We start from the raw sequence: 21,173 nt of genomic DNA on the forward strand, positions 1-21,173 counted from the left end.
ATGAGTGAAGAAATAAACGAAAACGAGCACGAAGAAAACTTGAGCAATCAAGAAGAACAATCAGATACAGAAAACGATCAGACAGAGACTGTAGAGACCATTACTAAAATTACAGGAATGTATAAGGAGTGGTTTTTAGATTATGCATCCTATGTAATTTTAGAAAGAGCGGTTCCATCATTAGAAGACGGTTTAAAACCAGTACAACGTAGAATCATGCATTCTATGAAAGATTTGGATGATGGACGTTACAACAAAGTAGCGAATATTGTAGGTCATACCATGCAGTACCATCCTCATGGAGATGCTTCTATTGCAGATGCTATGGTGCAAATTGGACAGAAGGAATTGCTGATTGACATGCAAGGAAACTGGGGAAATATTTTAACTGGAGATCGTGCAGCGGCTTCTCGATATATTGAAGCGCGCTTGTCTAAGTTTGCCCTGGATGTAGTATTTAATTCGAAAACGACCGCATGGAAACAATCGTATGACGGAAGAAGAAAAGAACCGATAGATTTGCCCGTAAAGTTTCCACTTTTGCTCGCCCAAGGAGCAGAAGGCATTGCGGTGGGTCTCTCTACAAAAGTACTACCTCATAATTTTATAGAGCTTATTGATGCTTCTATGAAATATTTAAAAGGACGCAGTTTTAAAATTTTACCTGATTTCATCACAGGAGGAATTGCAGATTTTACCAATTATAATGACGGTGTTCGGGGTGGAAAAGTAAGGGTTCGTGCGAGAATAGCACAGTTGGATAAAAAGACTTTGGTAATCAACGAGATTCCGTTTGGAACCACAACAACAACCTTAATTGATAGCATTATTAAAGCCAACGAAAAAGGGAAAATAAAGATTAAAAAAATTGAGGACAATACTGCAGCAGAAGTAGAGATTTTAGTGCATTTGCCCCCAAATGTTTCACCAGACAAAACTATTGACGCCTTGTATGCTTTTACCAGTTGTGAGAATTCTATTTCTCCGCTGTCTTGCACCATTGAAGATAACAAGCCCGTTTTTGTGGGAGTTTCTGAAATGTTAAAACATTCTACAGACTTAACAGTTGATTTGCTGAAAAAAGAATTAGAAATTCAGCTAAATGAACTCGAAGAGCAGTGGCACTTTTCTTCTTTGGAACGTATTTTTATTGAAAATAGAATTTATCGAGATATTGAAGAGGAAGAAACGTGGGAAGGCGTATTAAATGCTATTAATTTAGGCTTACAACCACATATTAAACATCTTAAAAGAGCCATTGTAGAAGAGGATATTGCGCGATTGACAGAAATTAGAATTAAGAAAATATCAAAATTTGACATTGACAAAGCCAAACAATTTATTGAAGGTTTAGAAGCTAAAATAGCAATTGTTACAGCGCACTTGGCCAATTTAATTGAGTTTGCAATTGCTTATTTTAAACGTTTAAAAGACACCTACGGAGCAGGAAAAGAGCGAAAAACTGAAGTCAGGACATTTGATGATATTATTGCTTCAAAAGTTGCAATGAACAATGTAAAGCTCTATGTGAACCGGGAAGAGGGATTTATTGGAACTACGCTAAAAAAAGATGAATTTGTTACAGACTGTTCGGACATCGATGATATTATTATTTTCAGAAAAGATGGTAAAATGATGGTGACCAAGGCAGCTGGTAAGACATTTGTGGGAAAAGACATTATATATGTGGCTGTTTTTAAAAAGCAGGACAAGCGAACGGTGTATAATTTTATGTATCGCGACGGTGCGAAAGGTGCCTCATACATGAAACGTTTCAATGTAACTTCGGTTACAAGAGATAAAGAGTACGATCTTACAAATGGAAGTAAAGGCTCATTAGTACATTATTTTACAGCAAACTTAAATGGTGAGGCAGAAGTAGTAACCATCAATTTGCGCGCTGCTGCCGGCTTAAATAAGTTGAAATGGGATATCGATTTCACAGATTTAGCATTGAAGGGGAGAGCAGTAAGAGGAAATACAATTACAAAATATGCTATCAAAATAGTTGATTTTAAATCAGAGGGGGTCTCTACTTTAAAACCAAGAAAAATTTGGTTTGACGATACCGTTCAGCGCTTAAATGTCGATGGAAGAGGGAAGCTGTTAGGTGAGTTTAGGGCAGAAGATAAGTTGTTAATTATTACGCAAAGTGGAAAAGCGAAAGCAGCGAAGCCAAATTTAGAGATGCATTTTGAGAATGATCTACTTGTTTTAGAAAAGTGGAAAACGAACAAACCAATTTCAGCAATTTATTATGATGGAGAAAAAGAACGCTATTATGTAAAGCGTTTTTTAATAGAAATTCCAGAAAAAGAAGAAATTTTTATCTCTGAGCATCTGAAATCTCAGTTAGCGATTGTTGCTACAGATTACAGACCAGTGGCAGAAGTGCTGTTTTCAAAGCGTAGTTTGGCGAATGAGATTGTGGATTTTGAGCAATTTATATCTGTAAAAGGGATTAAAGCACAGGGAAATCAATTGAGCGCAGAGAAAATAAAACAGGTAAATCTATTAGAATCATTACCTTTTGAAGAACCAAAAGAAATTGCTTTAGAAGCTGTAGCAGTTATTTATGAAGAGGTTGTGGAAGATGTATTGCCTGCTGAAATTATAGATAGTGAAAAGGAACCACCATTTTTAGAGGTTCTTTCTGCTGCTGATAAAGCGGCGATCGTTTTACAAAAGGCTGTCGCTAAAAAAAAGGCTGAAGAGAAAAAGAAAGAGGACGAAAGTCAAACAAAACTCTTTTAACCTAGACAATGAAACATTGAATGTAAAAAGGCACAAAAACACTAGTGCACAACGCGTATGAAAAGAAAGCATCTATTTTTAGTATTGACAGTTATAGGAATTACGTACACCTGGTATTTCAATATTCAATATTTCCAAACGGTAGAAAATCCTTCTATGACAAGTTTCTTAAACGATGCGCAAGTTAATTTCGCAGGCAAATCTTTTGGAGCAGATTTAACCGTTGTTGTGTTTACTTTTTTCGCATTTATGATACCAGAATCTTTGCGTTTAAAAATAAAATATTGGTGGGTGCTAATACCGCTAACTTTTTTAGTTGCCGTTGCTTTTACGTTTCCACTGTTTTTATATTTGCGTGAAAATAGTATAGAACGGTTGAAAAAGAGTACCTAAGGACACCAAAAAAAGACTAAATAACTTTATTCGTTCTAAATCTAAAACATTATTGTAGCACGTTATAGGCTTCACAAACAGTGTGGATCTCTTTTATTGCATCTTTTCAAAAAAGGTCAATTGATAATCAGGCAACAATTGGGGCTGCGTAATTTTAATAATATCTTTTAAAACCAGATCGGGTCTTGTGGGTGATTTTTCAAAGTAAACAAGACCCCCAGTTTCTCCTTTATTCGTTGCATATGTATAAATATTACTTTTTTTAAAAGCGTTGAAGGCTTTGTAATAAGAGTTTGTTTTCAGCATATCTTTCTTGTTCTCAAACAACCCACAACCAATCCAATACGTAGCATCTTGAGCTTTATCTAATACGCTTTCTATACTTAAGGGCATACTACCACTTCCTGTAGTATGGTTCCATAAATAATCGGTATTTGCATCTTTAAAATAGTTTGCAATAAAACTTTCTCCTGCGGGCATATACCAAACGTCTTTAAATAAATTTCCAGAAAGTACTGTTGGAGTGTTTGTTATCTGTGCTGCCAATTCCTTTACCTTTAAATAGCGCGTTTCAATTGATTTAAAAATACTATCTGCTTCTTTTTCTTTTCCAAATAAAACGCCAAAAAATTTAATCCATTCAGCGCGACCCAGCGGTGTTTCTTCTAGCCAATCTCCATTATAAACTGTTAGAATTCCGTTTTTACTAGCTGTATTGTACACTTTATTATTACCATTTAAACCAAAGCCAATAACGAGTTTTGGCGCCAACTCTATGAGTTTTTCTGTATTCATTTCTTGCGCACTGCCCAATTCTGCTATAAAACCGTCATCAATCCGTTTTCGGGTTTTAACCGAAGAAATAAATCTTGTTTTAGGAAATCCAACTAGCAAATTTTCAAGATGAAGAAGCTCTAACATTGCGATATGTGTAGTGCTAGTAACCACCACATTTTCTAAAGGAATTTTAATAGTCTTTTTAGGTATACTGGTTGTATTCGTAAGTAGATACGTAAAAGTTTGTTTTGCATTTTGATACGGCTGTTTGATAATTAATTTCTTTTGATTGCCCTCGATAATAATATCAAAGCCTGTGGCATATTGAATGCTGCTTTTTTTTGAAATTTTTTGCGTTGAGGTTGCTGTTTTTTCTTTACAAGAAATAAAGAAAATACTCACGAGTAAAGTGGTTATTAAATATCTCATTTTAATATTTTAATTTTAAAATTTCTCTGTACGGTAATTTTAAGTCGAAGGACATTTCCAACGGAATTTTATTTATAAGAGCGTTTAAACTTCTTATTACACTTGCATGTGTTACAGCAACAATTGCTGTTTGTTGGATTATTTCTAAATTAAACGTTAGGGTTCTAGCAAGTAGTTTTGATTACGCTTCATCATTCACAGCAGTTAGATTTTATAAAACGAGTCTTTTCAAAATTCAATTCTTTTGTATTGTTCGCGACTCCTTTTTTAATTTTAACAACGTAAAAAAATGATTAAGTCCTTTTAATTTTTATGAAAATTCTCTTCCGTTCAATCAATCAAAAGTAGTTATTTCGTTTTAGAACTGTATGATTTTGAGCTCAATTTTAAAACTACGTTCAACTTCTAAGGGCATGTTTAAATTTAAGGCATTTTACGTTTTTAAAGAATTTATTGCGATTGATTTTTTGTTTTACTCACGAAAACACACTCACTTATTTTTTTTAAAAGCATGCGAATTGATAATAGCACAAGAAGAATAGCGCATCTTTGAAGGCGCAGTAATTTTTAAGATGGTTAAGAAATCCATCGGCTTTGTTTTAGGATCTATTTTTTTTGCAGTTGTTTTTGGAGTTGCTTAGACAAGAGCGCATTTTTGAAAGCAATTACTTCTTTTAGCCTAAGCGACAGTCTTGAAATCATAAGCGTATTTTTTTTACTTTTTTAGCAGCATATTCATGTATCTAAAAGCTGGTAGCTACTTAAATTTTTTTCTAGATTCAGTGGTTGCATGCAGTCTCATGTCAGTTTCACCGGAGATTTTAATAATGCGTGCATCTGTGGTTTTTATTTTTTCTATTTTGCATTTCGCTGGCCTTAATGCTTCTTCTACATTGTATTTGGTATCCACATAAAAACTAGTGAATTAAAAGTTCACAATCGCTATCGACTGTACCTTTTTAAAAAAACATCCCTGCTATTTTTTGTTTTCTATAATAGTTGTCGAACGTTCATCTCAATCTAAAAAGATATCTTTCGGTTCTTCCTTTTAAATTTTGATTCCAAATTTTAAGGTGGCTAAATTAACCGGTTTGTCAGAAAACGTTCTTTTTTTTTTTTGAGCATAGCGGCTTTTATTAGTTCTTTTTTCCTAAGAAATAGAATGAATTATAGTTTTTAAGTTGTTTGATACAGCTCAAAATCATTTTTTAAAAAAGGATTGTTTATCATAAAAGAATGTAAGTTTGTATTTCAAAATAAATGAAAATGATTGCTTCTTCTTTTATGCCAGCAGTAACCCAAATGATTTATGATATGGGATTGCAAGAATACTTACATGGGATAACTTTTGAATGTCCAAAAATAGCATTGGTAGAAAAGCAAGTTGCGGTTCGTTACAAGTTGGAGGGACAAGCGTTAACGAGTGAAGAGATAAATACCATTTTTTCAAAGACGAAGGCAGAAGGAGGTACTTTGTATTATGTTGATGAGTTGGTTTTAGAAAGTATCGCACCAGATGTAATTTTTACGCAAGATGTTTGTGATGTTTGTCAGATCGATACAGCTTGTGTAGCAACTTCAGCATATAAATTGCAAAAAGTCCCAAAGTTGATTTCAATTACTCCAAATTCTTTAGAGGATGTATTTGAGAATGCTCTTACAATTGCAGATGCACTTGGAAAAAAAGAAATAGGCCTCGCATATGTAAAGAAGTTAAAAGAGCGTATGTATGCTATTATAGATCAGCAAAGAGCTAAAAGAATTCAGCCTAAAAGTGTGCTTATGTTAGAGTGGATAGATCCTTTGTTTAATTGTGGTCATTGGATTCCTCATCAAATTGGTTTCGCTGGTGGTATCGATTTATTATCGCATCCGTCTGGCAATAGTATTGTTATTCCTTGGGATAAAATTGTGAAATATAATCCAGAGATATTGATTATTGCTCCTTGTGGTTATCAAATTTCTAGAACCTTAGAAGACATGAAGTTTTTAGAAGAAAGACCAGAATGGCAGGCATTAAAAGCAGTACAAAATGGCAACGTTTATTTGGCAGATTTTGACATGTTTACACAATCTTCTGCAGCTACGTTGGTCAACGGAATTGAATGTTTAGCTAAAATGATTCATCCACAATATTTCAAAATTTCTGCAGATTTAAGTCAAAAATTCACAAATTATAAGGAATTAACAGTAATAAAGTAATTTAAAAAATTATATTTGATTTTTAATTTAGGTTCTGTTCTATTTCTAGAACAGATTAAAAGGGAATTTGGTTTAAACCCAAAGCTGTTCCCGCAACTGTAAGTTTGTTTCACAATTTTTTATGAAACCTCTTTTTAGAGTTGTTATTTTCATGCACCACTGTTCAAATACTACACCGTAGTTTTCGAACGGGAAGGTTTAATAACAAAAAACAAGCCAGGAGACCTGCCTCAATTTAAAAGAGATAAAACTTTCGGGATAAAAGTTGCGTGTACTATGAAAAGACAGCTGCTATTTATATTTTTAGGTATAGTTACAAACACTATTTGCTCTCAAAATGTTTCTACTGGAACCATTCTGAAGGAGGTTGTTGTAGTTGCGGACCAGAGAATCGCCGAAAACTCTACAGGATATAAAATTCGTACTTTAAAAGATTCTATTTTACTAAAAAACACAGAATCATTTACTGCTTTATTAAGATTTAATGCTCCAATTTATTTTAAAGAATATGGAGCTGGCGGGACTAGTACCGCCAGTTTTAGGGGAACAAGTGCATCAAATACCGCTGTTATTTGGAATGGTATTAATATCAATTCAATAAATAGCGGACAAACTGGTTTTAACTCGCTTACAGTGAGTTTATTTGATCAAATTGACATTCGAAGTGGCGGTGGAAGTATAGAGTATGGTTCTGGCGCAATTGGGGGTACCATTCACCTAAGTGATGCATTGGTATACCGTCCAAAAAAAACAATTCAAAATCAATTTGTAGCATCTGTAGGTAGCTTTAGTACCTACCGAGGTTTGTACAAGTTTAAAATGTCTTCAGAGAATTTTTCGCTAAAAATTGGATTCTCGTATAACCAGTCTGAAAACGATTATAAATTATTGGGAACACGATTTAAAAATACAAACGGAGCATACCATAATTCAAATACAACGGTGACTTTTGGCTATAGAACATCTCTTTTCTCGCAGTTAAAATTATATAGTACAAACTATAAGGGAACACGGTTTTTTTCTGGTGAATTGCCAAACCCCAAGGCAGCTAACGACAAATACAAAGATATTAATCAAAGAAATTTATTGGTGTATACGCATGAAAAGGATAATATAAGCCAAGAATTAAAATTCGGGTTTTTAACGCAAGAATATCAGTATTTTGGAGATAAAGATTCTGATAATTTTAATTTCGGAAGGACGAAAAGGTACCTCTCCAATTATTCAATTGCATACCGACTTCCTGAGTGGCATTCGACGATAACTTCCTATTCAGAGTATGAATCTGTATTTGGAAAGACAGATGGAATCGTAGAAAAAAATAGGCGTCAATTTTCACAATCTTTTGAATACCAGCAACGTGTACAAAATTTATTTTCTTTTGATATTAAAGTAAGAAAAGATTTAAACTCAGATTTTAAGGTTCCTGTAAGTTTGGCTCTTGGTGTTCAGTCAAAAAAGATAAACCATGTGTCTTTTAGAGCAAATGGATCAAAAAACTATAGAGTACCTACTTTTAATGATTTGTATTGGCCAGGACAAGGGAATCAAAATTTAATTCCAGAAACAGCTATGCAGGGAGAGTTTGGTGTTGTATTTAAAAAGAATAAGATGAATATAGATGTTTCTGTATTTTATATTGATGCCAAAAACAAGATTGTTTGGATCCCCAACGGAGATTCTGAAAGGCCAGGTGTTTGGACGCCAATGAATCTTGCAAATACTGAGAATAGAGGGATCGAGTTGGCTTCTAATTACACAGAAGTATTCGGGCATCATGCAGTAACTGCGAACGTGAACTACGCATATACAATAGCAAAAGACAAACGGACAAATACCTTTTTAATGTTTGTTCCCAAGCACTTATTGAATAGCAGTTTTGCGTATCGATTTAAACAGGTCGGTTTGTTTTATCAGCAACTATTTACAGGTAAAACCTTTACAACAGCAAGTAACTCCAAAGACTTTATAATATCTAGCTTTTTCGTTGCTAATATTGGTGGTGATTATAGCATTATTCAAAATAAAAATCAAAAAGTATCCATTGGTTTTAAGGTGAACAACGTTTTTAATGAAAACTATGTTACGCAACCTAGGAGACCAATGCCAAACAGAAACTTTAATCTAAATATAAACTATAAATTTTAAACTATGAAAATCACTAAATTAGTATCAACATTAGCTTTAATAACTGTCCTTTTTGCGTCGTGTTCTTCAGAATCTGTTGTCCTGCCAAAGGGGGATTATGAAACAGGTTTCTTAATTTCTGGAGAGGGAAGTTCTGCTGGAACTGGTTCTGTCTCTTTTGTATCCAATGATTTTGACCTAGTTGAAAATTTGATTTATAAAAAAGTAAATTTGAATGAATTAGGAAGTTTTTTACAGTCAATCGCTTTTGACGATGATAAGGCTTTTATTGTAGTAGACAACCAAAATACAATTACGGTTGTCGATAGATATACTTTCGAAAAGAGAGGAGAAATTACAACTAATTTATTTACACCTAGATATATGGCCGTTTCTGGAAATAAAGGATACGTAACAAATTGGGGTTCTGCGTCAGATGCAACAGATGACTTTATTGCAGTTGTAAATTTAGACTCAAATATGGTAGAAAGAATGATACCTGTAGGCAATGGACCAGAACGAATTATAGAGAATAACGGAAAATTATATGTTTCTCATAAAGGAGCTTCTACTACAAACAATATTGTCTCTGTTATAGATATAGCTTCGGAAGTGGTGCAAGAGGTAATCGTAAAGGACAATCCGGATGAATTGTTTTTTAACAATCAAGGGCAACTGGTTGTTTTGTCTTCGGGAAGAACAATTTATGATGCTAATTGGAACGTGACGGGAAACACTTTAGGAAGTATTTCAATGATTGATGTTGCATCGTTAGCAGTTTCAAACGAGTTAGTTTTTGCATCGGGAGAGCATCCATCTTTGATGGTTTTAGAAAATGACACAATCTATTACAACATAGGTAATAATGTATATGCTATAAATGATACAGCAACCAGTTTGTCAAATACAAGTATTATTGAAGCTGAAGGGTACTTTTATGGAATAGAAGTACAGGGAGATGCTCTTTTTACACTGAATGCTAATTTTTCTGATGTTAGTGTGCTAAATGTATACAGTATTGAAACAAAAGCTAAAACACAGTCTAAAGAAGTTGCGGTAGGTGCTTCAAAAATTTATTTTAACTAAAATAAGCGATAACACTTTACTTTAAAAAGAAAGGTATTGCTTTTCAAAACACTCCATTTTAGACATTTCTAATTTGGAGTTTTTTATTACAGTAATATATGAACTTCACTTTTTATAAAATCGATTGCCGTTTTCGTTGGTGGCGGTAATCCTTGAGAATACTCCATTAAAATAGTTTCGCGCAACGCATTTGCAGAACCCACAGTTGCAGCGGTAGTTATAAATTTATTCGTAACTGCATTTTTTGAAGCCACAATTGCGGTCCAAGTATCTTCAGACACATAAATTTGCTGTACAAAGTTGTGTTCAAACTCTTGTGATATATTGGCAATTAATAACTGTAAATAATCTTCGGTATTGGCAGAAATAGGAGGAATACGGAGTAGCATTTTTACAGGATTGATGCGCTCACAAAACAATAACAAGCGCTCACAAGCTTGTAGTTTTATGGGAAGTGCTTCTTTCTTTTGTGCAGCGCGCATTTCCATTCTTTTTTCGGTAAGGCTGTGTTTTATAAAGCCTGAAAACATAAAATAGGTTACCAGTCCTGTTGCGATTGCAGGCAAAAGATAAGCAATACTCTCAATAATTTTGTCTTCCATCATTTAAATAAGCAGATTAAAGTCGAAGGTAAGATTCTTGCCATAATTTTCAATAAAAAAAAGGAGCTTATTATTTTTTTTAGTTAAAATTAACTGGGCATAAGTTGTGAATAAAAAACCTGCAGCTTCCGGTATAAAGAGAAATACTTTGGTTAAATTGTAGCGTTAAATACTTCAAAATAAAACAGCTTGAATAGTTACTTAGATTCTTTAAACGATGCCCAAAAACAAGCAGTTTTGCAGAAGGACGGGCCCATGATTATTATTGCTGGTGCAGGTTCTGGTAAAACACGTGTACTTACCTATAGGATAGCCCATTTGATGAAGCAAGGTGTAGATTCTTTTAATATTTTATCGCTTACATTTACAAATAAGGCGGCAAAAGAGATGAAAAAAAGAATTGCTTCGGTCGTTGGAGACGGAGAAGCAAAAAACTTATGGATGGGAACTTTCCATTCTGTTTTTGCTAGAATTCTGAGATCAGAAGCAGACAAACTAGGTTTTCCAAGTAACTTTACCATATACGATACACAAGATTCAGTGCGATTGATAAGTGCTATTATTAAAGAAATGGGCTTGGACAAAGAACGCTACAAACCAAAACAAATTTTAGGGAGAATTTCTTCTTTTAAAAATAGTTTGGTTACGGTACGCGCTTACTTTAATAGTGCAGACATGCAAGAGGCAGACATGCATGCAAGCAGGCCCAAAGTAGGAGAAATTTATAAAGAATATGTAGCGCGGTGTTTCAAAGCGGGTGCTATGGATTTTGACGATCTCTTATTGAGAACAAACGAATTATTAGCACGTTTTCCAGAAACCCTGGCAAAATACCAAAATCGTTTTAGATATATCATGGTTGATGAGTATCAGGATACGAATCACTCCCAGTATATTATTGTAAGAGCGTTGGCAGATAAATTTGGAAATATTTGTGTGGTAGGAGACGATTCTCAAAGTATTTATAGTTTTAGAGGAGCAAACATTCAAAATATATTAAATTTCCAAAAAGATTATCCGGACGTAAAAACATTCAAATTAGAGCAAAATTATAGATCGACAAGCAACATTGTAAATGCAGCAAACTCGATTATTGCTAAGAATAAAACCAAGTTAGACAAAGAGGTTTGGACCGAAAATGGCGCTGGAGAGGCAATTAATGTAATGCGGACTATTTCGGATGGGGAAGAAGGAAGATTTGTTGCGCAGTCTATTTGGGAAAATCAAATGAACAATCAATTAAGTTTAGATAGTTTCTGCGTCCTGTACAGAACAAATTCTCAATCTAGAGCGATTGAAGACGCTTTGCGTAAAAAAGGCATTGATTATAAGATTTATGGTGGCATTTCTTTTTATCAGCGAAAAGAAATTAAAGATATTTTATCTTATTTACGGATATTGATCAATCCAAACGATGAGGAAGCATTGAAAAGAATTATCAATTATCCGGCAAGAGGTATTGGTGCAACAACCATAGATAAGTTGACAATTGCTGCAAATCATTATAAAAAATCAATTTTTGATGTTTTAAAATACATTGATAAAATTGATTTAAAAATAAATGCTGGAACTAAGAATAAACTCCAAAACTTCATGAACATGATGCTGCGTTTGCAAATCGAGTCGCAGACGAAAAATGCGTTTGAAATTGCAGAAGTTGTAGTAAAAGAGGCGAAGTTTATTAAAGATTTAGAAAAAGACGGTACTCCAGAAGCCGTGAGTAAAGTGGAGAACATACAAGAACTGTTAAATGGAATTAAAGACTTTATTACTGACAAAATAGAGCAGGGAGAAGATGCTTCTTTAACTTCATTTTTAGAAGATGTTGCACTTGCGACCGATTTTGATTCTGAAAAAAAAGACGACGAGCCTACCGTTTCGTTGATGACCATACACCAATCCAAAGGGTTAGAATATTTGTATGTCTATGTGGTTGGATTGGAAGAAAATTTGTTTCCTTCGGCAATGAGTATGAGCACGAGAAGCGAGCTTGAGGAAGAAAGGAGACTTTTTTATGTTGCATTAACACGTGCAGAAAAGGCAGCTTTTTTAACGTATGCGCAGACGCGCTATCGGTGGGGAAAGTTAGTAGATGCAGAACCAAGTAGATTCTTAGAGGAGATAGACGACCAATACTTGCACTATCTCACTCCAAAGGCACCTGAGCCTGCCATCAACCGTTTTGTAGATAAAAGTATTTTCGAGGATGCGCCCAAAGGAATCCGCTTTCAGAAACCCATTCAACGGAAAAAGATGGAACGCGATGTAGCACAAAAGAAAGAAATTGTGGTTTCCTCAAATCTAAAAAAGGTTTCTCTAGTTTCGCCAAAAATGAATCTTTTTGACGGGGATATCATTGCAGGAAATATTGTGGAGCACAATCGCTTTGGTACTGGAACCGTTCTTGGTGTTGAAGGCAAAGGGCCTGATAAAAAAGCGGAAATTCAATTTGCAACTGCTGGGAAAAAGAAATTACTTTTGCAATTCGCTAAATTAAAAGTGATTGGCTAAAAAAACTAAAAATAAATTGTTATTTTGCAGTCCGAAAAAACTTCAGTAGATTAGGATCTAATGCTTGCTTCGCGAGATGACCTCAAAAATAAATAAATGACATTCGATTTAGAATATAATTCAGAAAGACCGTTGATGATAATACCAGAATACGGCAGACACATACAAAAATTAGTAGACCATTGTTTGGCTTTAGAGACTAAGGAGGAACAGGATAAAATGGCTAAAGCAATTGTAGATGTGATGGGGAATTTACAACCGCATTTGCGTGATGTTCCAGATTTTAAGCACAAACTGTGGGACCAATTATTTATTATGGCAGATTTTAAACTAGATGTTGAATCTCCATATCCACAGCCATCAAAAGAGGAGTTAAAAGAAAAGCCCGAAGGTTTACCATATCCAAAATCTGCTTCAAGATACCGATATTATGGAAATAATATACAAACAATGATAGACATTGCATTGAGTTGGGAAGATGGAGACAAAAAGGATGCTTTGGTTTTCACCATTGCCAACCATATGAAGAAGTGTTATTTAAATTGGAATAAAGATACTGTGGATGATGCGGTCATCTTTAAGCATTTATTTGATTTGTCTGACGGAAAAATTGACTTAAGAGAAACACAGGAAGCGCTTTCTGAAAGCAGTAATTTATTGAGAAAAAGAAACTCTCAGGGACAGAACAGTGCAAAATTAGTTCACAAGAAGCCGCAGCATAGCAATCAACACAAAAATAGAAAAAGATAAGATTTTATGGCATCATTTAAAATTGAGGGCGGTCATAAATTAAATGGAACAATTACTCCACAAGGAGCAAAAAACGAAGTTTTACAAATACTTTGTGCTGTTTTATTAACTCCAGAGAAAGTAGTTGTAAAAAATGTTCCAGATATAATTGACGTAAATAAGCTTATCTTTATTCTGGGAGAACTTGGAGTGAAGATTGAAAAACTAAGCAGAAACTCATATTCTTTTCAGGCAGACGAAGTTAATTTAGGGTATTTAGAATCAGCAGAATTTAAAACGGATGGGAGTTCTTTGCGAGGATCCATTATGATCGTAGGGCCTTTATTAGCACGTTTTGGAAAAGGATACATTCCACGTCCAGGAGGAGATAAAATAGGGAGAAGACGGTTAGATACTCATTTTGAGGGTTTTATTAGATTGGGTGCCACGTTTAGGTATAATAAAGACGAATCATTTTACGGTGTAGAAGCAGCAGAACTGCAAGGAGTAGAAATGTTATTAGATGAAGCTTCAGTCACAGGAACAGCCAACATTTTGATGGCGTCTGTGCTTGCTAAAGGAACTACAAAGATTTACAATGCAGCTTGTGAGCCTTATATTCAGCAACTTTCAAAAATGTTGAATAACATGGGTGCTAAAATTTCAGGCATTGGCTCAAATTTATTGGTTATTGAAGGAGTGGTTTCTTTGGGTGGTTGTGAACACACTGTGCTACCAGACATGATTGAGATTGGTTCTTGGATTGGTGTTGCCGTAATGACCCGTTCTGAATTGACAATTAAAAATGTGAGTTGGGAAAATTTAGGACAAATTCCTGCTGTATTTCGAAAATTAGGCATCAAATTAGAAAAGATAGGAGATGATATTTACATCCCTGCACAAAATTCGTATGAGATTCAAAATTACATAGATGGATCTGTTTTGACAGTTGCAGATGCCCCTTGGCCAGGATTTACTCCAGATTTGTTGAGTATTGTTCTTGTCGTTGCAACACAAGCAAAAGGAACCGTTTTAATTCATCAAAAGATGTTTGAAAGCAGATTGTTTTTTGTGGATAAGTTAATCGATATGGGAGCAAAGGTTATTTTGTGTGACCCACACAGAGCCACCGTAATTGGTCTTGACTTTGAGAGTTCGTTGAATGCGACGAAGATGACCTCTCCAGATATTAGAGCAGGAATTTCACTTTTGATTGCCGCTTTATCAGCAAAAGGAACGTCCATTATAAACAATATAGAACAAATAGATAGAGGCTACGAAAATATAGAAGCACGACTAAAGTCAATTGGGGCAAAAATAGAGAGAATAGAAAATTAAGAAAATTAAAAAAGGTTGCTAGTTTAAAAATTGAAAAAAGAAAAAGGTTTCATTAAATATTTTAATTTAACTTTTATTACATGATACGTAACTTTTATGGTGAAGAGTGGAAGGAAGTTGTCTTTGATGAGGTAATTTCTATAGAAAAAAAATTTAAAGTTTCTAATCACGGAAGAATTATTGTTTACCGGGATTTTGGAGAATTTATTAAGAAAAAAGCGTACATAAATTCTTATGAAACAATTTCTCTCAAACAAGAAATTAATAAAAAGTCAACAAGTAGGTATGTGCACAAAATAGTTGCACAACATTTTTTAGAAAAAGAAAATGAAAAACAGGTATACGTGATTCATATCGATTATGATAAAAATAACAATCACGTAGAAAATCTGAAGTGGGCTACAAAAAGAGAAAAAGAATTGCATCAATTTAACAATCCTACCTGGGATGCTATTGTAAAGAATAAAAAGAAAGGGAATGCTAAATTAACGGAAGGAAAAGTTAAAATTATAAAGCGTCAACTTAAGAATAAAAGAACAAGAATAACAATGATAGCCAAGCGTTTTGGTGTTTCAGATATGCAAATTCATAGAATAAAATCTGGAGAAAACTGGGGAGACGTTTCCGAATAAAATAGGGGTACCTGCGAATGTAAAAAATAGTGTCAGTTTGACACTATTTTTTTGTTGGCAACATTTTTGCCTCTTATAATCAAGAATTTAACGATGACTAGGAAATGAGTAAGAAAGAGAACATAGAGAAAGAAGCGATTGTAAACGAGCAAGAAACAATTCAATCAGAAGAAAATCAAGATATTGAAGCCGAAGTAGTGCAGGACGAACCCACTGCAGAAGAACTAATACAGGCCGAAAAAGATAAGTTTTTACGTTTGTTTGCAGAATTTGAGAATTACAAAAAAAGAACAACAAGAGAACGGATAGAGTTGTTTAAAACTGCGGGGCAAGAATTAATGACATCTTTACTGCCAATAGTGGACGATTTGGAGCGAGCACTTACGCATACAGAGCAAGATGAAGAAAATAAAGTAGCACAAGAATTAAGAGAAGGTGTTTTATTGATTTATCAAAAATTTTATAAGACATTAGAAACAAAAGGATTGTCGAAAGTGGAAACCAATGCAGGGGACACTTTTGATGCTGAAATCCACGAAGCAATTACCCAAATACCAGCGCCCTCAGAGGATTTGAAAGGAAAGATCATCGATTGCGTTGAGAAAGGATACAAATTAGGAGATAAAGTGGTTCGCTACCCCAAAGTAGTGATTGGACAATAAGAAAACAATTATAAATTATAAATTAAGAATTGGCGTTTTTCAAAGCTTTCAGTTTTTAACTTTTCAATTGTAAAAAATGGCAAAACAAGATTTTTACGAAACATTAGACATTTCAAAATCCGCTTCTCAAGCAGAAATTAAGAAGGGGTACAGAAAAATGGCAATTAAATACCATCCTGATAAAAATCCAGATGATAAAACTGCTGAAGAAAATTTTAAAAAAGCAGCAGAGGCTTATGAAATTTTAAGTGACGACAATAAAAAAGCAAGGTATGACCAATATGGTCATGCGGGTCTAGATGGACCTCAAGGCGGCGGCAGAGGCGGTTTTGGTGGTGGTGGTATGGATATGGATGATATCTTTAGCCAGTTCGGCGACATTTTTGGAGGCGGCGGTGGCGGTTTTGGTGGCTTTGGAGGTGGCGGAGGCCAACGTCAAGCGCGTGTTAAAGGAAGTAATATGCGCATTCGTGTAAAGCTTACGCTAGAAGAGATCGCTAAGGGTGCTGAAAAAAAGGTGAAAGTGAGGCGAAAAATGCAAGCGGAAGGTGTTTCTTATAAAACATGTACAACTTGTGACGGTTCTGGACAACAAATGCGCATTACCAATACAATTTTAGGGAGAATGCAAACCGCAGTTACTTGTGGAACCTGTTCAGGTGCTGGTGAAATTATAAGCAGTAAGCCAAATGATGCCGATGCGCAAGGCTTGATTATTACAGAAGAAACCGTTTCTATTAGTATTCCTGCTGGTGTTACAGAGGGCGTGCAATTGAAAGTAGGAGGGAAAGGGAATGAAGCTCCAGGGAAAAATTCAATTGCGGGTGATTTACTTGTTTTAATTGAAGAAATTCCACATGAAACTTTAAAAAGAGAAGGAACAAATATTCATTACGACCTTTATGTAAATTTTTCTGAGGCTGTTCTTGGTACAAGTAAAGAAGTGGATACCGTATCAGGGAAAGTAAAAATTAAAATCGATGGAGGGACACAATCTGGTAAAATATTAAGGCTGAAAGGAAAAGGCTTGCCAAGTATTGAAAGATACGGGACAGGAGACTTTTTAATACATATTAATGTGTGGACACCGCAAGAGCTAGATAAAGAGCAAAAGCAATTCTTTGAAAAAATGTCTGATCATCAGAATTTCAAACCTGCACCCAATAAGTTCGATAAATCTTTTTTTGAAAAAGTAAAGGATATGTTTTCATAGTAAAATGAAGAAAAAATAAATTTTAAGGGTGATTTTTATCTAAATAATTATTTTTAACAAGATAATAAATATATATTTGTAGTGTTGCTGATTTATTAGCAACACTTTTTCTTTTTCATAGCAATTTTCCCACTCAATTTATTGAGTGGGTTTTTTATGGAAATAAAATATTAAAAAATAAGCAGGCTTATCTTATCGTCATGCTTTTTAGCATGTAGGAAAGTCCGGACACCATAGAGTATCATAGCGGATAACATCCGTCCAGCGTAAGTTGAGGACCAGTGCAACAGAAAGCAAGTACAGTTCGGCTGTAGTGAAACCAGGTAAACTCTATGAGGTGCAATGCCATGTAAATTAGAGCTTGAGAGCTACTCGCTCGATTCTAAAGGGTAGGCAGATTGATTCTAAAAGTAATTTTAGAACGAGATAAATGATAAGAACTTTTTATAAAGGGACAGGATTCGGCTTATTAGCCTGCTTTTTTAATATTTTAATTATCATATTTTTACTTTATAGTAAAATTAAGGGCTTAAAATTATGAAATCATCACAATTTTAACAAATAGCTTTTTTTTATTCATTAATTACACCTATCTATTGTTTATTGTTTAACCTTAGCATAAAAAATGTAAGTTTGCGAGACTAAAATAATTAAATATTTATTAGCATCCTTTTACCCTCTTATAACGATACGTTTTACATTAATTAAAGATCCCTTTTATGAGTATTTATAAAGATTACCTCAATCAAATAGAGAATAGGAAAAAATTAGGACTTCATCCGCAACCCATCGATAGTGCTGATTTATTGAGTGAAATTGTTTCTCAAATTAAAGATATAGATCATGCATATCGAACTGAATCTCTTGATTTTTTTATCTACAACGTTTTGCCAGGAACGACAAGTGCAGCAGGTGTAAAAGCGAAGTTTTTAAAAGAAATTATTTTAGGTAAATCTTTAGTCAAGGAAATCACAGCTTCTTTTGCTTTTGAGCAGTTGTCTCATATGAAAGGAGGTCCATCCATTGAAGTTCTTTTAGATATCGCTTTAGGGAATGACGCTGCGATTGCTTCGCAAGCAGGAACGGTGCTGAAAACACAGGTTTTTTTGTATGAAGCGGATATGAATCGCTTAGAAAACGCATTTAAAGAAGGCAATACAACTGCAATAAATATTATAGAGAGTTACGCCAAGGCAGAATTTTTCACCAAATTGCCTGAGATTGATGAAGAAATCGAAATTGTAACTTTTGTTGCAGGAATCGGAGATATTTCTACAGATTTACTTTCTCCAGGAGGTGACGCGCATTCACGTTCTGACCGTGAGTTGCATGGTCAATGTTTATTTGAGCATAATAAAGCACAACAAAATCAATTAATAGCATTACAAAAGCAACACCCTAGTAAGAGAGTGATGTTAATTGCAGACAAAGGTACCATGGGAGTTGGTTCTTCTAGAATGTCTGGAGTAAATAATGTGGCTTTATGGACAGGTATAAAAGCGAGTCCATACGTGCCCTATATAAACATTGCGCCAATCATTGCGGGTACAAATGGAATTTCTCCAATTTTTTTAACAACTGTAGGAGTAACTGGTGGTATTGGAATTGATCTTAAAAATTGGATCAAACAAAAAGACGAAGCCGGCAATATCGTTAGAGATGAAAATGAAGACGTTGTTCTTAAAGAAGCGTATTCTGTCGCTACGGGAACTGTTTTGACTGTTAATACGAAAGAAAAGAAACTGTATAGCGGTGATACCGTTTTAACAGATATTTCTGAAGCATTGACACCTCAAAAAGTAGAATTTATTAGAGCTGGTGGTTCTTACGCAATTGTATTCGGTAAAAAATTACAGGCGTTTGCAGCGAAGGCACTAGACATCGATTTGGTATCAGTTTACGCGAACTCAAAAGAAATTTCTATTGACGGACAAGGTCTTACAGCTGTAGAGAAATTATTCAATAAAAATGCAGTAGGTATTGCGCCCGGTAAAACGTTGCATGCAGGCTCTTATGTGCGTGTACAAGTAAATATTATAGGTTCGCAAGATACAACAGGTTTGATGACTTCTCAAGAGTTGGAAATGATGGCGGCTACAGTGATCTCTCCAATTGTTGACGGTGCATATCAATCAGGTTGTCATACTGCTTCTGTTTGGGATGATAAATCTAAGGCAAATATTCCAAGATTGATGAAATTTATGAACGACTTCGGTTTAATTACTGCTCGCGATCCAAAGCATATATACAAACCAATGACCGATGTAATTCATAAGGTTTTAAATGACCTTACTGTAGATGATTGGGCAATAATTATTGGTGGAGATTCACATACTAGAATGTCAAAAGGTGTTGCCTTTGGTGCAGACTCAGGGACGGTTGCTTTAGCACTTGCTACGGGTGAGGCGTCCATGCCAATTCCAGAATCTGTCAAGGTTACTTTTAAAGGGAAAATGGAAAATTATATGGATTTCCGTGATGTTGTGCATGCAACGCAATCTCAAATGTTAAAGAATTTTGGCGGAGATAACGTATTTCAGGGTAGAATTATCGAAGTTCATTTAGGAACACTTACTGCTGATGAAGCCTTTACATTTACGGATTGGACTGCAGAGATGAAGGCGAAAGCCTCGATTTGTATTTCTGAAGATGGAACTTTGATTGAATCTTTGGAAATTGCAAAAGGAAGGATTCAGATTATGATTGAAAAAGGGATGGACAATCAAAAGCAAGTTCTTCAGGGGTTAATTGATATTGCTAACAGAAGAATTGCAGAAATTAAATCTGGAGAAAAACCAGCTTTAACTCCAGATGCGAATGCAAAGTATGCCGCAGAAGTTGTTATTGATCTTGATTTGGTTGAAGAACCAATGATTGCAGATCCAGATGTGAATAATGATGATGTTTCTAAGCGCTATACCCACGATACAATTAGACCCTTGTCTTTTTACGGAGGAACAAAAAAGGTAGATTTAGGTTTTATTGGCTCTTGTATGGTTCACAAGGGAGATATGAAAATTCTTGCTCAAATGCTTAAAAATGTAGAAGCACAACAAGGTAAGGTTGAGTTTAAGGCACCGCTAGTGGTGGCACCACCTACTTATAATATTGTAGATGAATTAAAAGCAGAGGGTGACTGGGATGTATTAGTAAAATATGCTGGTTTTGAGTTTGATGACAATGCTCCTAAAGATGCAGCCCGCACTGGCTATAAAAATATTTTATATTTAGAGCGCCCTGGTTGTAATTTGTGCATGGGAAACCAAGAAAAAGCTGCTGCGGGAGATACTGTAATGGCAACATCTACGCGTCTTTTCCAAGGAAGGGTTGTGAAAGATAGTGAAGAGAAAAAAGGAGAGTCATTACTTTCATCGACGCCTGTTGTAGTGCTCTCTACAATTTTAGGAAGAATCCCTACAATGGAAGAATACAAAACGGCAGTAAGGGGAATTAACTTAACAAAGTTTGCTCCCTCACTAAAACAGTTGGTGAAATAAATACAAAAGAGGACTACATTTCTCAATTTAGTTTGTTGGATGTTATTGAACATGAAACTTGTAAAAAAGCCTGATTTTTAAAATTGGGCTTTTTTTAGCCCCAGAATTAAAATTATTGTGCATTATTCAGTTGATGCTCTCCAAACAACTTCAAAACAAGAAATTGTTTATATAAATTTAATTTTCTAAATTATTTCTGATACCAATTCTATATTTTGTAT

General features: G+C 34.7%; 14 protein-coding genes, 1 other RNA gene and 1 riboswitch. Of the genes, 13 read left to right on the plus strand and 2 right to left on the minus strand.

All coding sequences use genetic code 11. The features are described 5' to 3' along the window. Both PI23P_RS09095 and PI23P_RS09100 read left to right on the plus strand, forming a co-directional pair. The gene (locus PI23P_RS09095; protein ID WP_004570521.1) at positions 1-2,754 is read left to right on the plus strand and encodes a DNA gyrase/topoisomerase IV subunit A; all 2,754 of its coding nucleotides are present in this window, start codon (positions 1-3) and stop codon (positions 2,752-2,754) included. A gap of 57 nt (positions 2,755-2,811) precedes the next feature. Next, the gene (locus PI23P_RS09100) at positions 2,812-3,147 is read left to right on the plus strand and encodes a DUF2834 domain-containing protein (RefSeq protein WP_004570522.1); all 336 of its coding nucleotides are present in this window, start codon (positions 2,812-2,814) and stop codon (positions 3,145-3,147) included. Positions 3,148-3,240: 93 nt separating this feature from the next. Here the strand turns inward: PI23P_RS09100 and PI23P_RS09105 are convergent, their stop codons facing one another. Next, positions 3,241-4,353 (minus strand): ABC transporter substrate-binding protein, encoded by a 1,113-nt coding sequence (locus PI23P_RS09105; RefSeq protein WP_004570523.1) that lies wholly within the window; start codon positions 4,351-4,353, stop codon positions 3,241-3,243. Between the two features lie 1,260 nt (positions 4,354-5,613). Here PI23P_RS09105 and PI23P_RS09110 point away from each other — a divergent pair. The 3 genes from PI23P_RS09110 (at position 5,614) to PI23P_RS09120 (ending at position 9,768) form a co-directional block, all read left to right on the plus strand. Then, the gene (locus PI23P_RS09110) at positions 5,614-6,555 is read left to right on the plus strand and encodes an ABC transporter substrate-binding protein (RefSeq protein WP_004570527.1); all 942 of its coding nucleotides are present in this window, start codon (positions 5,614-5,616) and stop codon (positions 6,553-6,555) included. Positions 6,556-6,567: 12 nt separating this feature from the next. Then, positions 6,568-6,802: riboswitch (cobalamin riboswitch) on the plus strand. 29 nt (positions 6,803-6,831) lie between these two features. Next, positions 6,832-8,703, plus strand: a complete 1,872-nt coding sequence (locus PI23P_RS09115) for a TonB-dependent receptor plug domain-containing protein (protein WP_004570528.1) — start codon at positions 6,832-6,834, stop codon at positions 8,701-8,703. Between the two features lie 3 nt (positions 8,704-8,706). Further along, positions 8,707-9,768: a YncE family protein gene (locus tag PI23P_RS09120; protein WP_004570529.1), complete on the plus strand. Its 1,062-nt coding sequence runs from the start codon at positions 8,707-8,709 to the stop codon at positions 9,766-9,768. 86 nt (positions 9,769-9,854) lie between these two features. On the opposite strand, the gene PI23P_RS09125 is transcribed toward PI23P_RS09120, so the two are convergent. After that, positions 9,855-10,370 (minus strand): DUF7935 family protein, encoded by a 516-nt coding sequence (locus PI23P_RS09125; RefSeq protein WP_018941846.1) that lies wholly within the window; start codon positions 10,368-10,370, stop codon positions 9,855-9,857. A gap of 189 nt (positions 10,371-10,559) precedes the next feature. Between PI23P_RS09125 and PI23P_RS09130 the strand changes: the two genes are divergently transcribed. From PI23P_RS09130 to PI23P_RS09160, 8 genes are all read left to right on the plus strand, one after another. Beyond that, complete coding sequence (locus tag PI23P_RS09130; protein WP_004570531.1) at positions 10,560-12,881, plus strand: ATP-dependent helicase; 2,322 nt, start codon at positions 10,560-10,562, stop codon at positions 12,879-12,881. Between the two features lie 96 nt (positions 12,882-12,977). Further along, positions 12,978-13,631 (plus strand): DUF4290 domain-containing protein, encoded by a 654-nt coding sequence (locus PI23P_RS09135; RefSeq protein WP_004570532.1) that lies wholly within the window; start codon positions 12,978-12,980, stop codon positions 13,629-13,631. A 6-nt stretch (positions 13,632-13,637) separates the two neighbouring features. Then, on the plus strand, positions 13,638-14,948 hold the full coding sequence (gene murA / locus PI23P_RS09140) for a UDP-N-acetylglucosamine 1-carboxyvinyltransferase (protein WP_004570533.1): 1,311 nt from the start codon (positions 13,638-13,640) through the stop codon (positions 14,946-14,948). Positions 14,949-15,028: 80 nt separating this feature from the next. Then, positions 15,029-15,580 (plus strand): HNH endonuclease, encoded by a 552-nt coding sequence (locus PI23P_RS09145; protein WP_004570534.1) that lies wholly within the window; start codon positions 15,029-15,031, stop codon positions 15,578-15,580. A gap of 104 nt (positions 15,581-15,684) precedes the next feature. Continuing rightward, on the plus strand, positions 15,685-16,242 hold the full coding sequence (locus PI23P_RS09150; RefSeq protein WP_004570535.1) for a nucleotide exchange factor GrpE: 558 nt from the start codon (positions 15,685-15,687) through the stop codon (positions 16,240-16,242). Between the two features lie 76 nt (positions 16,243-16,318). After that, a complete protein-coding gene (dnaJ, locus tag PI23P_RS09155; protein ID WP_004570536.1) occupies positions 16,319-17,455 on the plus strand; it encodes a molecular chaperone DnaJ in 1,137 nt (378 codons plus the stop codon). Positions 17,456-17,633: 178 nt separating this feature from the next. Further along, an RNA gene (gene rnpB / locus PI23P_RS12275) (RNase P RNA component class A) lies at positions 17,634-17,940 on the plus strand. Positions 17,941-18,174: 234 nt separating this feature from the next. Continuing rightward, a complete protein-coding gene (locus PI23P_RS09160) occupies positions 18,175-20,952 on the plus strand; it encodes a bifunctional aconitate hydratase 2/2-methylisocitrate dehydratase (RefSeq protein WP_004570537.1) in 2,778 nt (925 codons plus the stop codon). Positions 20,953-21,173 lie beyond the last annotated feature (221 nt).

The organism is Polaribacter irgensii 23-P (assembly GCF_000153225.1).
Lineage (GTDB): Bacteria > Bacteroidota > Bacteroidia > Flavobacteriales > Flavobacteriaceae > Polaribacter > Polaribacter irgensii.